At 55.5% G+C, this 13,245-nt stretch carries 11 protein-coding genes and 1 tRNA gene; 4 read left to right on the top strand and 8 right to left on the bottom strand.

Annotated elements, in window-relative coordinates:
- Positions 1 to 2: 2 nt before the first annotated feature.
- Entirely contained in the window at positions 3 to 1,412 is a 1,410-nt protein-coding gene (locus tag HB375_RS01095) for a M48 family metalloprotease (RefSeq protein WP_343232332.1), read from the bottom strand.
- 29 nt (positions 1,413 to 1,441) lie between these two features.
- On the bottom strand, positions 1,442 to 2,236 hold the full coding sequence (locus tag HB375_RS01090) for a thermonuclease family protein (protein ID WP_167671104.1): 795 nt from the start codon (positions 2,234 to 2,236) through the stop codon (positions 1,442 to 1,444).
- A gap of 123 nt (positions 2,237 to 2,359) precedes the next feature.
- Between HB375_RS01090 and HB375_RS01085 the strand changes: the two genes are divergently transcribed.
- Positions 2,360 to 2,436, top strand: a tRNA-Arg gene (locus tag HB375_RS01085).
- A 91-nt stretch (positions 2,437 to 2,527) separates the two neighbouring features.
- Here HB375_RS01085 and HB375_RS01080 read toward each other — a convergent pair.
- The 4 genes from HB375_RS01080 to HB375_RS01065 all read right to left on the bottom strand — a co-directional run bounded on the left by HB375_RS01080 (position 2,528) and on the right by HB375_RS01065 (position 5,169).
- Positions 2,528 to 3,571 (bottom strand): site-specific integrase, encoded by a 1,044-nt coding sequence (locus HB375_RS01080; RefSeq protein ID WP_167671103.1) that lies wholly within the window; start codon positions 3,569 to 3,571, stop codon positions 2,528 to 2,530.
- Positions 3,572 to 3,576: 5 nt separating this feature from the next.
- Positions 3,577 to 3,831, bottom strand: coding sequence for a helix-turn-helix transcriptional regulator (locus tag HB375_RS01075; protein WP_167671102.1), 255 nt, complete (start codon positions 3,829 to 3,831; stop codon positions 3,577 to 3,579).
- A gap of 438 nt (positions 3,832 to 4,269) precedes the next feature.
- A complete protein-coding gene (locus tag HB375_RS01070) occupies positions 4,270 to 4,644 on the bottom strand; it encodes a YbhB/YbcL family Raf kinase inhibitor-like protein (protein WP_246728285.1) in 375 nt (124 codons plus the stop codon).
- Between the two features lie 36 nt (positions 4,645 to 4,680).
- Positions 4,681 to 5,169: a hypothetical protein gene (locus HB375_RS01065; RefSeq protein ID WP_167671101.1), complete on the bottom strand. Its 489-nt coding sequence runs from the start codon at positions 5,167 to 5,169 to the stop codon at positions 4,681 to 4,683.
- 181 nt (positions 5,170 to 5,350) lie between these two features.
- Here HB375_RS01065 and HB375_RS01060 point away from each other — a divergent pair, with 181 nt between their 5' ends.
- Positions 5,351 to 5,701, top strand: a complete 351-nt coding sequence (locus HB375_RS01060; protein WP_167671100.1) for a helix-turn-helix domain-containing protein — start codon at positions 5,351 to 5,353, stop codon at positions 5,699 to 5,701.
- A 1,036-nt stretch (positions 5,702 to 6,737) separates the two neighbouring features.
- On the opposite strand, the gene HB375_RS01055 is transcribed toward HB375_RS01060, so the two are convergent.
- Positions 6,738 to 7,286, bottom strand: a complete 549-nt coding sequence (locus HB375_RS01055; protein WP_167671099.1) for a recombinase family protein — start codon at positions 7,284 to 7,286, stop codon at positions 6,738 to 6,740.
- Between the two features lie 272 nt (positions 7,287 to 7,558).
- Here HB375_RS01055 and HB375_RS01050 point away from each other — a divergent pair, with 272 nt between their 5' ends.
- Together HB375_RS01050 and HB375_RS01045 are read left to right on the top strand one after the other, a co-directional pair.
- Positions 7,559 to 8,701, top strand: coding sequence for a hypothetical protein (locus tag HB375_RS01050; RefSeq protein ID WP_167671098.1), 1,143 nt, complete (start codon positions 7,559 to 7,561; stop codon positions 8,699 to 8,701).
- Entirely contained in the window at positions 8,683 to 9,288 is a 606-nt protein-coding gene (locus HB375_RS01045; protein WP_167671097.1) for a hypothetical protein, read from the top strand. Before HB375_RS01050 ends, HB375_RS01045 begins: the two co-directional genes overlap by 19 nt.
- Positions 9,289 to 9,787: 499 nt before the next feature.
- Here HB375_RS01045 and HB375_RS01040 read toward each other — a convergent pair whose 3' ends face one another.
- Positions 9,788 to 12,745 carry an autotransporter domain-containing protein gene (locus tag HB375_RS01040; RefSeq protein WP_167671096.1) on the bottom strand — a complete coding sequence of 986 codons (2,958 nt, stop codon included), beginning with the start codon at positions 12,743 to 12,745 and terminating at the stop codon, positions 9,788 to 9,790.
- Between the last annotated feature and the right edge of the window lie 500 nt (positions 12,746 to 13,245).

Here is a 13,245-nt window from a genome sequence, read left to right as displayed (position 1 = left end):
GGCTACTCGATGACAACCTTGTAGCGCTCACCGGCCTTGAGCGGGCCAACTTTCTCGAGGCCGTTGAGGAGCGCGAACTTGTCGAGCGCCCGGTCGACCGGCATCCGCTCGGCGAGCTTAGCCGCCGTGTCTCCTGCTTGCGCGGTCACCACTTGGAGCGTCAGGGGCCGGATACGACGCGCTTCCTCGGAATAGACCTGACGCACGGTGTTCAGCGTGCGCTGGAACATGCCGTCCAACTCCCCTGAGCCCGTGCGCACGGCCATGATCAGCCGGTAGGTCGTGTTGCCGATGCGGATCGCCGACAGGCGGAACGACCATTCCTTGCCGGTGGACGAGGCAGTGGCGATGGGAAGGCTGTTGACGGCGCCGCTCGCAAGGCTGCCCGGTTCGATGGTGTCGTTCCAGGTCGAGCGCAGCACATCCTCCAGGCTCTGCCCGTTGGGCGTGTCCGCCGCATCGAACAGAAGCCGCCGCGAGCCGTCCGGCGACGAGCCGAGAACGGCCTGGGAGGTGTTTTCGAGCGTAAAGCCCTCCGGCGCCTCGAAAGCGACGCCGAGCCGGGCGTGAACGAAGCGGCGCCCCTTGACCACCCCGTCCGCGGGGTCGTCGCCATAGGCGAGGCCCTCGAGCGCCGCCAGATATTCGAGCCGGCCTGTCTCGCCGATGCCGGGCGCGCCGGTGCGCCGGGCGGTCTGGAGGGCAAGCGAGATACGCTCGTTAGTGCTGGGGTGAGAGGCCATCATGTCCGCACCCGCACCATCTGCCTTCGAGCCGCCGCCGGAGCGGCCGAGCGCAGTCAGGAAGCGCGGTGCGCCATAAGGATCGAAGCCTGCACGGGCGAGAACCCGGACGCCCATCTGGTCGGCTTCGAGTTCCTGCGCGCGAGAGAAGCTTGCGAGGCTGGAGCGCGACTGGTCCTGCACGACCGCGGCCTCGGCGGCGTTGTTCAGCACGTTTTCCGTCACCTTGGTGATCAGCACCGAGCGCGCCTGCAGCTCGCTGCGCTGGGAGGCGTGGCGGAGGGTGACGTGGGCGATCTCGTGCGACAGCACCGCCGCGATCTCGGACGTATCGCTCGCCAGAGCCAGGAGGCCACGCGTGACGTAGAGGCGCCCGTTCGGCAGGGCGAATGCATTGACCACGGGGGAATTGAGGATGGCGACCTGATAGGCCTCGTCCGGCCGGTCGGTCGCCGCGACGAGACGGTTCGTCACATCGGTGAGGAGACGCTGGAGCTGCGGAGCCCGGACCTCGCCGCCGAAAGCCGCGACGAGACGCTCGTGATCCTTATCCTTCTCGGGGCCGATCACGCGGGGCGCGTTGGCGGGCAGCGAACCGGTGCCGCTGCCAAGCATGGCGCAGCCCGCCAGTGTCAGCGCGAGCATCGCGCCGCCGGCCAATCGCAACACTGGTGAAAGCCTTGTTCCCGTCATGCTTGTTAGCGCGGCGGGCGCTCGCCCGCGAGGCGTTCGATCATCTCCGGCACCGTGATGGTCAGTGAGGTTCCCTGCCAAGGCTCCAAAATGCCTCTGGCCCGGATGGTCTTCCCTCTCAGCGCGGCGGCGTCGAGGCCGCGCTCCGCCATCAATTTCCAGGTCTTCTTCGGAATGACGATCGTGAAATCCTCTGCCCAATGCCCCCCGAAATTCAAGTAAGTTCGTTGCGCCCTCTCACCGACACTGCGCACCCGCCCTTCGACGAGCGCGAAGTTCCCGATGCGCTCACGCAGACGGTCGGTCTGGTCGCTCTGGATCGGTTTATAACGGTCATCGCGCCAGAGACCAAGGCTCAGCTCCCGCGCCTTGGCCTCAAAATGCAGCAATTGGGACTGACAGAAGGTCTCGTCCGCCCCCGGATCGACGAGGACCAGCCCACTCCCGACGAGTTTTTCGGCCAAATCACTGGGATTCGATTCATGCGGCAGGCTTATTTGTGCCAAAAGCCTGTTCCAGCGGTCGAGGCCCGGCCGGCTGCGCACCTGAACGTCCTCGCCCATGCGCCCCCGCAGCCAGACCAGCACCTCCTCGCGCCGTTCCGGCGCATCCGGCAGCCTGATCGCCGAGAGCTTTGCAATGCGGCCCGATGCCAGCACAAGATCGCCCTGCGGCGTGAGCGCCTGCAGCCGATCCGGCTCCGTCTGTCCGCCGCAGGCCGTCTGCGACAACGCCGGCAAGGGTGCCATGGCGGGCGCAAGCGCCAAAGCCGCCGCAAGGCCGAGGCCGAAAATCCGCATATCCAATCTCATTGTAACAATGGATCGTAGCGACTCACGCCCGGACCGTCACGCCAACCTTGTGCGCGAGGACGCGTTGAGCGGTTTACCTCACAACAGATTGTGCTACTCATCCCCTCCAGCGGTCCCGTAGCTCAGCAGGACAGAGCAGCGGTTTCCTAAACCGAAGGTCGGAGGTTCGAGTCCTCCCGGGATCGCCAGGGTTTTCTCTAGTGTGCTGATTTTTCTGATCTTTTTTGCCTGACTGTCCCAAATTTGCAGCGGCTGGCGGCCATTTGGGACAGTCGATGTTCAGGATTTGCCCTCAAGCAGCTTCATAGCACTGTCGGCCAAAGTCGATTTATTGGCGTCGCGAGTGTACGGGGCGAGCATTCCTAGTGATTGATGGCCAGTGACAGCCTGAATCTGGTGAGTCGATGCGCCAGCCTCTGCCAAGCGCGTCGCTACGGCCTTACGCATTCCATGTGCAGAGCAGTGCGGAAGTCCTGCTTGATCGCACCAATCCCTGAATTTGTTGCCAAATCCGGCAGCCGTGAAAGGCTTGCCGAAGGTGGTCACCAAAAAAGTAGAGTGCCCAATGACGGGCGTTGAAGCGATGGCGTGGGCAAGGTCCGGGTGAACCGGCAAGTCGATTGCGACCGGCTTCCTATGTTCGTTTTTGGCTTGCGTGAATCTGATACGCCCATCCTTAATGTTCTGAGGACCAAGCCTGACGGCGTCCTCACGACGTCCAGCAGTGTATTTCAGAAGGATCAAGGCGAGTCGTGCGGTAGTTCCAATTGGATGCGTTTCCTCGAATTTCTTAACCTCTTCGACCGTCCACGTATGGAAGCCGCGTGAACTGTAACTCATCTTCTTCACGCTAGTGACTGGATTGTGGTCGCAAAGTTCGTACTCCATGCCCCACGAAAAGAGTCCGCTGAGGGCTTTGAGCATTGTGTTCGCGGCAGCGGGAGTGCTTGCTCTTTTATCTCGCCAAGAACGTATATGACGTGGTTGCAGGAGAGCGGTCGGCTTATCACCATGCTTGGCGGCAACGGCATCCAAATGGCGACGCTGCCATTCCTTCGTTTTTTCGTCGAGACGCTTGAACTTGGGGCTGCCGTAATAGGCCACGCAAAGCGCTCGAAAAGACCCCTTTGGAGGAGTCATTAGTTTCTCATTCGTGGGCTTCAAGTCACCGGCCAAGGCGGCGCGATATGCTGTCTGGAATTCTTCTGAGAGAGGGTTACCACGCAGCCTGATTTTTCGCTGGCCAGCGCGTCGGAAGTAATAACGGACATTCCCGTTACCATCGACGTCTGTCGTCACGTAATCGAGTTTGACTGTAGCCATCGGTACTACGCGTCCCACGGATTTACAGTGTTCTGATTCACGCTGAGATTATCAAAAGCTGCGTCGAGTTCTCGAATATCCCAAATAACGCACCCGTCGATTTTCATAGGACGAGGCATTCTGCCATCTTTCACCATCTCATCGAACTTGGTTGCGCTCACACCAATGTAATGAGCAGCTTCAATTCTCCTTAAACCACGAGATAATTGGAATTTAAGTGCTGTAGGTATTTTATTGACATCTTGACTATAATGAATCATAATGTTTCGTCTCCTTAAAATATTTAAGTGTTGGTTTTTGATATAAAGCTTTCCCTGCGTAAGGCGCAGCAGCAACAGACCCATAAATTGGCGCAAGTTTTCAAGGGCCGAATCATGGAGTCGGCGCCTCAAAGATAAATTGTGCTGAGAATAGACCCTTTCGAAGGGTAGGTATATAATACCATATTATGCGGCAAAGTCAATCGCTAATAATAAAATTATAGTAATATTCGACAGTTCCTAAGATTTTAATAAAAATATCAACTGTCGATGGCGCATGTTAATATTAAGTAATTTGCTGTAGAGGGGTGCCGATGAAACAAAGTTTTTTAAGCAAGAGCCTCTGTCGAGCGTATTTTATATAAATTCGAACAAGCCAATTTTCAGCGCCATGAATTGGGGCAGTCCATTGGATGTTGGGCTGCCCTTTAGGCATCGCTATTTCGGCGGGAACGGAACCACGACCTTCGCAGAATCCACCGGCTCCCCCGAAGCATCCAAAGCTTCAATGGTCCATTGATACTGGTGTATAGCGGGCGGGCATGGCCCTGTGTATCTGAATGCTCCCTTTGCTAGCTGCGCCTGCTCCTTATAGGCGACCTCACCGCCACCATGAGGATATTGAGGCGCGTCGAGATCGACCATTGCGAGCCGGAGCTTCACCGCCCTCTTAGGAACGTCCTTGAGTTTGATGAGGGGTGACTCGCGATCAAAGCATTCTGTAGTGCCGGTCCAATCGACACTGATGCTCATCGCACTGGCACCTGTAGACAGGCCGAGAGTCAGCATTCCCGCTATCAAAATCGTTCTCATGTTTTCCTCATAGGTTGGTGGGAATTGAGAGGCGCTTTACGCCTCAACAGCCGCCTCTTGCAGCATCAGCCGGCGCTCTTCGACACGATGGCCGTTGATCATGCGAATAGTGATCCATCCGAGCAGGCCAAACAGCACTATGGCAAGGAAACGCTTGCCTCGCTGAATGTCGCCTTCCGTTGCATAGAGTGCACCAAGAGCAGCCAGGAGCAGAAAGAATGAAGCCGAGAGTTTCAGCACGATCATGATCAGTCCGATGATGAGACCATTATGCCGGATCGAGCTAACAATCGTGACGATCACGCTGATGAAGAAGCCCACAATTGGAATGCCGATGATGGCGAAGACCAATGGAAAATCTTTGACCGTTTGCAGAAGCGAGTCTGAATGGCCTTTAGGCACGAATTGGGCTGCGCCTCCCCCAATGATGAGTGTCGCAACCGGGAAGATGAATATGCCTGCCGTCCAAAAAAGGTCGGTCGCGTCATAGAAAACCACCGCCCGCGATCCCGAGCCGACGATCATGAGGATGAAGACGGAAATTCCGGCCGCCCAAAGAAAGAGCGAAAAATGTTGTCCGGCTGTGAGAGTTGAGAAGTCCATATTTTCCCTCAATGAACACGAAAATTGATTTCGGGTTTTGCGGAATAAATACCAGCATCAACCCCGATGGAAAAGAGGCGATTTGAACTCAAAAGTCGGTTCCATGACCGATTTTTTGAAGAGAACGATAGGATCGCGAGTGAGGACCGCGCGTAAGGCGACAGGTCAAACTCAGGAACAACTCGCCTCAGCGGTGGGCTGCACGATTGAGTCAGTGAGTAATATTGAAAGAGGGGTGAGCCTTCCCACGCTTCGGACCCTCAGCCGGATAGCGGCCAATCTTGGCGTTTCGCTTAAAGACCTATTCCCGGATGAATCTGAGGATCACTCCGAAGCCATCGAGCGCCGAATTCAGCTAAATGCTCTGGTTCAGCAATTGAGTGAGGAGGACACAGAAGCCGTGATAGCGATGGTCACGGCTCTGGTTCGTAAAAGAACGAGTGAAAATTCTTAGAACTGGTTTTTGCTTAGGGTGTCTAGGTCTGCAATTAAGTTGCCAACGTCGAGGCTGGCAAGCTGAAGGTCGTCATGCTCAAGTTGTGATTGGTATACACATAGCGCCTCTCTATAGATATAAAGCGCGTCCGCGTTTACAAATCTGTCATCTTTTACGTAATTATCGATAAGCTTAAGGCCGGAATTAAAATTGTTCACTTGGGAATCTTGGCCTTTAGCATTAAAATGCTCAACAGCTTTTGATAAGTGCGATATCAATTTTTGCCTAAGATTTGCTATCTGAGTAATGTTTTTTAAATTCATTGTTTGTCCTTGTAATTTTCAGCATGGTTATTCATTGCTGGCTACGCCAGCAGTTGCTTCGCAACTGATCTCTAAGTTATTGATTTCATTTCTTCCGGTAATGATTTGAAGGCATATTGACCCTCTCGGATCAATATGCCTGTCTTCCGTATAAAGACCATCGACATAGCTTATAAGAGTCGCCTGAATTTCAGGCAGGGGCGGTTGGCCGATCTCCCTTTACGCTCCGTCTCCAACGGGATTACTTTCGCCAAACAGCTATAAGCCGACCGTTCTAGCGATTGAGGCTCGCTATGCGCGTCCCCTACGTGGTGTTTTCCACCTTTTCTCATATTAAAGGGCTGTATCCCGAACCGTAAAAAACGGCAGTCTTTCGGTATGGCGTCGTGACCAAACAGCCTATGTCGTCACGTTTTAAGTTATTAAAAAATTTTTCAGGTATATGTATCGCGTATAATATGTAAATTTTAAATAGTTTAGTCTTATTTCGATGATGTATTTTTCAAAACTATTTCGCGCATTGCAACCCTAATTGCCCTCGACATCGTTATGCCGCGCTCGTTAGAATATTGCTTTAATGTTTTAAAATCACCATGGGTTAATCTCAAAGTTAACGTTCTGCTTAATTTCATTTCTATGATTCGTGTCTCTAATTTGTATTACTTATATATAGACAAACTACACCATCAGAATCCGGCGTTTTTGCAAAAAGTTGAAAAAATTTTCGATTTTTAGGGTGATTTGCCTAGGAGCCGATAGACGCTTGCTCGCCCTATTTTAAGTCTTCGCGCGATCTCTGATGGTCCGACCCCATCAGCGGCAAGGGTCTTGATCGCCTCAACATCGATAGAGGCCTTGCGCCCCTTATAGACGCCTTCTGCCTTGGCTTTTGCAATTCCTTCCAGTTGCCGCTCTCTTCGAAGATTTGTCTCGAACTCACTGAAGACCGCCAGCATGTCGAGAAAGCACTTTCCAGCGGCGCTATGGGTCTCGATGGGCTGGTCTATTGCCCTGAGGTCCGCGCCCTTGTCCTTGATCTCCTTCACAATCGACTGAAGGTCCAAGACGGAGCGAGCGAGGCGATCTACTCGCGTCACCAAAAGCGTGTCACCGGCTCTTAGGAAGGCGAGGAGGGTTTCAAGCTCCTTGCGGCCTTCTCTTGACGTGCCGCTGACCTTCTCTTCGCGAATGATCGAACAACCAGCTTCCTTGAGCTTCTGGACCTGAATCGAAAGGTCTTGGTCAACGGTGCTGACTCTGGCGTATCCATAAAGTGCCACTGGCTTCTGTCTCAGATGGTTCTTAAACCATGAGACAATACTGTCTCAGAATGAGAAAATCAACTTATAAAAGACAGTTTTCGTCGACTTCTTGGCTGTATCGGATGGGTCTACCCAAACTCTAAGCTATCCAGCTTCAGCGCCTAACTAACGATCTAGTAAATTGAGCCCGCTTTCATCGCTCCGCCTATTGCAGGGGCTTCCACCAAGAGCTTATATTCTCACCGCAAATGCAATCAGGGATATCGATCCTCATGGAAAATGAGCGCCATATGTCCGCCGAGAGTCTATTTAGCGCGGGGACAAGCGCCAGTGAGCTTTCAGATATTTCAACCGTAACGACTCCGAAGCTATCTACCAATCAACGGTTCGTCATTCTCAATCGATTGGTGAGCCGATCAAAAACTCGTGCACCCCAAGAACATCACGCGCCAACGCTCGGGCTTTTAGAACTCGCTCAAATACTCGACATGCGCCGAAAGAATGGTTGGGCAATTGAGTATCTAAACTCGCTGGATGACGATGACGAAAAAGTGCGAGCTTCAAATGGCCAGGGACACGATTTCATTTGGCTGAGAGACTTATCTCTACAAATCACGCCCGAAGCGACGTATGTAATCTTCCTGATTGAGTTTGTTGATCAGCGCCAGAAGAGCTTCTCCGTTGTCCATACAAAGAATTTAATGGGACGCGATATCGCTGGTGTTGCGGAAGAAAGGGGTGCGTCTTCTGCTCATGTGGTGGTCAGGGTTCCATCAGGCGACGCTTACGAGGATGGGAGCTATCGTTGCGCGATAGAATCCGTTCCCTCCGGGGTGAGCAGGAAGTTGCTCGAAATCTTTTTGTGCCGCCAGCTTAGACGCTACGCCAAGGCTACAGAGCTTACTTTTAGCGTGACAACTCACAAACGCGGTAAAAAACCGAAGGAAGTGTCTTATCGGTACAGCCCGCAAATCCAGTTGATGGCTGATGTCGGTCGAAAACTTGGCGCCCTTGCGACTCAGCAGCGTACCCTATCGCAAATGGTTTTCACAAAACGGTCTGAAAAAAAGACAATCGCAGGAGCCACCGACGTCATTCACCAAGATATCCTCACAGATATTGAGGTTCGCGTTTCGGCAAAACAAGCGCCAGCAGATTCTGAAGAGAAAAGAAGCTGGATTTCGAGCATCATTCAAACCTTTGAAATGCAAGGGTATGATACGAAGTTATATTATCGACACATTGGGGGAGGTCTTATTGCTGGCGAGATTCACCAGGACCTTGACGGCGCCGCTGATCTCCTGATTTGCCCCAAAGAGATTATATTTCTGAGTCAGACTCCACGTCGGTGGCATTCTACAGTATGCGGTGAAACCGTTGCACAGATGAAGGCTCTCGTAGATAGGGATGCCCTATGGGAATGCGCCACATAGGTCTGAGAGATGTCCGGCAAGGAGGGGCGCAATCGCGGCTCCGCCTGCTTGCGCCCTTGCGATATCTTCGGGTGCACAATGAGGAGAAAGCCCGCTACGATTTCATCATACCCCTGATACTCGCTCTAGGTGGTTGGGCTCTCTACACTTTGATCGAGCCAAAGCCACCTTTATTTGGCGAGAAGGGACTTCTTAAATTTGCGCGCGATCTCCTAATAATGGCAGTTCCATTTATGGTCGGGGCGTTGGCCACGGTTGCTATGGCGAGTCAAGGACCGAGTCTGGATTCCCGACCGCCCGGTCCGGAGCTTTATCTTGATGGCCAAGCTCTCACTCTCCGACAGTTTGTCTGCTATTTGCTCGGATACCTCTGTTTCCTTGGCTTGGTGATCCTCGGTGCCACCGTTGGCGCAGAATTGATGCATGACACGATCCTCGCTTGGGTGAAGGGTCTGCCACATTTGAAGAAAACTATTCACGCAATTGGGACTTTGTTGCTGGCCGGTCTTCTTGCTTCTTTTACTGTGACCATCTTCTGGTCACTTTATTTCATGACTGATGTGATTAATCGCAGAGCTAGAAGTTAAGGACGTCGCCGCCGAGGTATTCAGAGTCGACTATCTGTAAAGATTCTCAACAGCTTCTCTTTTTGAGTCACTGAGCGAGTGACTTGATATGGGACAAATCCATCTGAAAATCCTTGTAAAACATAGGGAAATTCTGCTGTCTCAATATCTCTTAACCATTTGAAAATAAAAGATTATTTTATCCCTCCCGGGATCGCCAGCCTTTTTGGGGCTCAGAACGGGGCTTTGCGGTCCGTGGTTACCGTACGGTTAAATGGACCAAAGGCTTGTCGAGCAAGCGCTCAAAGTCCTAACGGCGCTATGTCTACGTGCGCCATGTGCTTGCCTTCCGGGCGGACCCCATGCCTGCCCGTCTGTTCTCCGCCCGTTGATAGCGATCTGTGAAGTCTTATCGAAGCGCACCACTCGGCTCTGGCCCAAGTGACGTTTCACAAGCCGGGGATGAATCCGGTTTGGCAACGAGGCTCGCGCATCGGCCCGAACCCGTCGGTGCCTCTCGTCAGAATTTCCAGGTGAAGTTGCCCTTAAGAGCATGGTCCTGGGCCCGTGACCCGACCTGCCCCTGATAGGACACACCGAGGCCGATGTCCTTGGTCGCCTGCCAGTCGAGACCTGCTTCGGCCACGAAGGCGTTGCGATCCACGGGCACGCCCGTCACGACAAAGCTTGAGGCGCCGCCGTTGAAGGCCATCAGCGCCGCGGGGCTCGTGTCGCCATAGGCCAGTCGCCAGCCCACCAAGCCGCGCAGCGTCAGCGGAACCTCATCGCTCAACTTCGCTTCAGCTCGAAGCCCCAGCGTCGTCGTGCCAAGGTCATAGTCGCGACCAAAGGCGGTCAAAGCCGCAGCTCTTCCGTTCTCCGCGAAGCCGTCTGTGTGAAGCCGCAGGAATGACGCCCCGAGGAAAGGCTCAATTTGCACACGAGCGATGTCAAAGCGATAGCCAATCTCGCCGAAAGCTTGCAGGGTCGAGCCCCCATAGGACGCGTTGGTCTGGTCGGTAAAACCGGGGAAACGAACGGTGCGGTTCGTATCGATGTCGAGCGCGCTATAGGACGCGCCGACACGCAGGTTGATCGTACCCCAGTGGGCCGCGCCGTAGATTGCGCCGAAGATGCTTTCATTCGAGCCGGATGACAGGCGACCGTTTATGTCGAAGGTCGTGCGGGTGAAACCGCCCGCCATGCCGATCCGGTATGCCGAGCTGATCAGCGCATCGGCCCCGATGATGAAGCCGCCCGTGGACGTGTCCATGGCAGCCGCGTTGCCGTTGGAGCGCGCTTTGCCCCATGAGCCGAAACCCTCGCCCCACAGGGCGAAACGGCGCGGATCGAGGGCCGGATAAGGGATAGTCATAGGCTGAACCTGTGCACCGGGCCCGGGCCGGTCCGCCGCATAGGCGCCGTTCACGCTAGCTCCCCGGTCGTAGTCGAACGGCTGACGCAGGTGGCCAAGGATGCTGGCCTGCACGATGCGCGCATCGGCAAAGGCCGGGCTCGCCACGCTGGCATGCACCTCGCCGGAGAGCGCATCGAACGCCTGGCGAGCACCTGCAGCACTCTGACCCAGCACCGTGTCGAAGACTCGGTTGCCTTCACCCAAGGCCTCGACTGCATCGGCGGTGCGGAATTGATTGGGGGTGATCGCCGCCGAGTTGAAGGCGATCGGTTGTTGGATTGGATCGGTGCCGCGCGAAAGCGTCAAGGTGACGTCATGATTGCCGTAGTCCAGCGTCGGCGTCAGGAAGGTCAAATTGGAGGTGACGGCCGCAAACCGACCCGACACCCCCTTGGAAGCCGAGAGAACCGTGTATGTCGTTCTCGGCAAATAGATGCCCTGCTCGGCAAGAACCTGAACCGTCCCGCCTTGGAGCGTCGCCTTGCCGGACGCGTCGATCCGGTCGGCCTGACCGGCTGCGTTTACCTCAACCTGGTAGATCGCGCCCGAGTGGATGAGCACGTTTCCTGCGACGCTCAGCCTACCAATCGAGTTGCCCGGGGCTGCGAAGCCTCCGGTCAGGACAACGAGGCCGCCGATCGTGCCATTGCCGCCCAAAGTTGTGCCATTCTGAACGGTGACGGTCGAGCTCGCCAGCGAGCCATTCACCGCAAGGCGCCCGGCCTGGACCAGGGTCGGTCCGGTCAACGAGCTGTTTCCGGTGAGGTTTAGGTTGCCGGAACCAGTCTTGGTGAGCGGACCGCTGCCGGTGAGCGGAGCGGACATGGTCTCGGTATTACCGTTGGTATCGACGGTGAAGCCGTTCGGACTGACAGCAATGGGGCGATCGAGCGTGCCCGCATAATTGAACCGGAGAACACCACCATCGAACGTGACAGGGCCGCTGCCGAGCGAATCGGGAGTGCCAATGACCAGGGTCCCGCCATTCACCCGGGTCCCACCTGTGTAGGTATTGATCCCGGTGAGCGTCAGAGCGCCGGCACCGTCTTTCGTGAGCGATCCGGACCCACTGATGTTGCCTGAGAAGGTGCCGTCTACGGGCTGGTTGAACACCAAGACCGCATTGTTGAGAACCGATCCTTTGAGGCTGGCCGTATTGGCGACGAGAGTACCGTCCGAGATCGTCGTACCACCGGTATAGGTATTGGCGCCGGAAAGCGTCAGAGTTCCCGCACCGAGCTTGGTCAGGCCGCCTGGGCCACCAAGCGCTGCTGAAACGCCGATATTGTGGCCGTTGCTGTCAATGAAGGCGCCGCCGGTGCCGATCACCACGTCCCCAGGAGCAAATCCATAGCGATAATCGGCCTGATTGGCGAGAAAGTTGGCCCGGTCTACGCTGGCGCGCAGGATACCGCCGTTGAGATTGAGCGTGGCATCGCCAGTCCGCCCATCGCCAAGCCCCTTCGCCATGAGGCCGGTCGTCAGCACGCCTCGATTCCCGGCCGTACCACTGAGGGTCAGTGTCCCCTGTGCCCCTGGAACCACTCCCATCCAGGTGACGGGGGCGCTGACAGATCCGCCATTGTCGATGTTCACGGTGCCATTGCCATACCAGCCAACGACGAGTGTTTGGCTGTTGGTCCATTGCGAGCCGGAGCCGCTCACGGTCACGGTGCCCGTCCCGCCGGCGTTGTCGCCGACCTGGCCGGTCGTGTTGCTGACGCTCCCCCCATTCAGGATATTCAGGAAACCAAAACCGGAACTGCCCACGCCAATCGAGATGGCGCCGGTGTTGCTCCATACCGAATTCGCGTCCTGCACCGTCACCGTACCCGTGACGTTGTCGGAACCGACACGGGCCGTGGTGCCGTTGACCTGGCCGCCAGACTCAATGATCAAGGTGCCGCCGAGTGTATTACCAACCATGAGGTTGTTTAAGATGTTCCAGGGCGAGGACTGGGTACCCGGTACCGTAACGGGTGCTCCTTCGACCACGGTGTTGAATGATTGAGCTTGAGCAGCCCCCATCAGGAGAACCAGCGCCGCCGTCGAGGCTGACACCAGCAAAGCTCCACGATTGCGCTGCGGCACTCGCAGGCCCCGGTGGGTCAATTCACGGAGGCAATTGGAAAACTGGCGCATGATATCCCTTGGCGTTGCCAAGGCGAAAATCAGTAACCCGCTTCCTTGGTTGCGGCAGAATAAGAGGAAAAGCCTAGTATCCTAACGTTTTGATCGCGTGCAGCAGACTTTATTGGCCGATGTGACTTTAGGGCAACTTGAGATTCCAGTTGCGTCAAAGAGAGACAATGTTGCCGAAATACCTGCGAAAACTATAAGTCGAAACACTTTCAACGGCTGGTCACATGTCCCATCGCCCACTGATCGGGAGCCTCCGCTGGAAGATGCACTCAGACGACCCGTGCTTGTGGGCAACCCAGGCCCTGAGGTTGTTCTGGGTGTCCGCCTGTAAGGACCGGCGTGGCGATGGCGCTAGCCAAAAAGTCCCACTCGCCCTTTCGCGCGATCTGGGCTTCCCTAGGGCTCCCCAATTGCGCCCT

The sequence above is a fragment of the Microvirga terricola genome (genome assembly GCF_011777495.1).
Lineage (GTDB): Bacteria > Pseudomonadota > Alphaproteobacteria > Rhizobiales > Beijerinckiaceae > Microvirga > Microvirga terricola.
Note: the sequence above shows the minus strand (reverse complement) of the source record. Positions and strands in the feature narration are given on the sequence as shown.

Excerpts from the sequence above, each read along its gene's own strand:
- HB375_RS01050 (WP_167671098.1), top strand. The coding sequence starts at position 7,559 with ATGTCCGCCGAGAGTCTATTTAGCGCGGGGACAAGCGCCAGTGAGCTT.
- HB375_RS01080 (WP_167671103.1), bottom strand. The coding sequence starts at position 3,571 with ATGGCTACAGTCAAACTCGATTACGTGACGACAGACGTCGATGGTAAC.
- HB375_RS01045 (WP_167671097.1), top strand. The coding sequence starts at position 8,683 with ATGGGAATGCGCCACATAGGTCTGAGAGATGTCCGGCAAGGAGGGGCG.
- HB375_RS01060 (WP_167671100.1), top strand. The coding sequence starts at position 5,351 with ATGACCGATTTTTTGAAGAGAACGATAGGATCGCGAGTGAGGACCGCG.
- HB375_RS01090 (WP_167671104.1), bottom strand. The coding sequence starts at position 2,236 with ATGCGGATTTTCGGCCTCGGCCTTGCGGCGGCTTTGGCGCTTGCGCCC.
- HB375_RS01075 (WP_167671102.1), bottom strand. The coding sequence starts at position 3,831 with ATGATTCATTATAGTCAAGATGTCAATAAAATACCTACAGCACTTAAA.
- HB375_RS01070 (WP_246728285.1), bottom strand. The coding sequence starts at position 4,644 with ATGAGAACGATTTTGATAGCGGGAATGCTGACTCTCGGCCTGTCTACA.
- HB375_RS01065 (WP_167671101.1), bottom strand. The coding sequence starts at position 5,169 with ATGATCGTCGGCTCGGGATCGCGGGCGGTGGTTTTCTATGACGCGACC.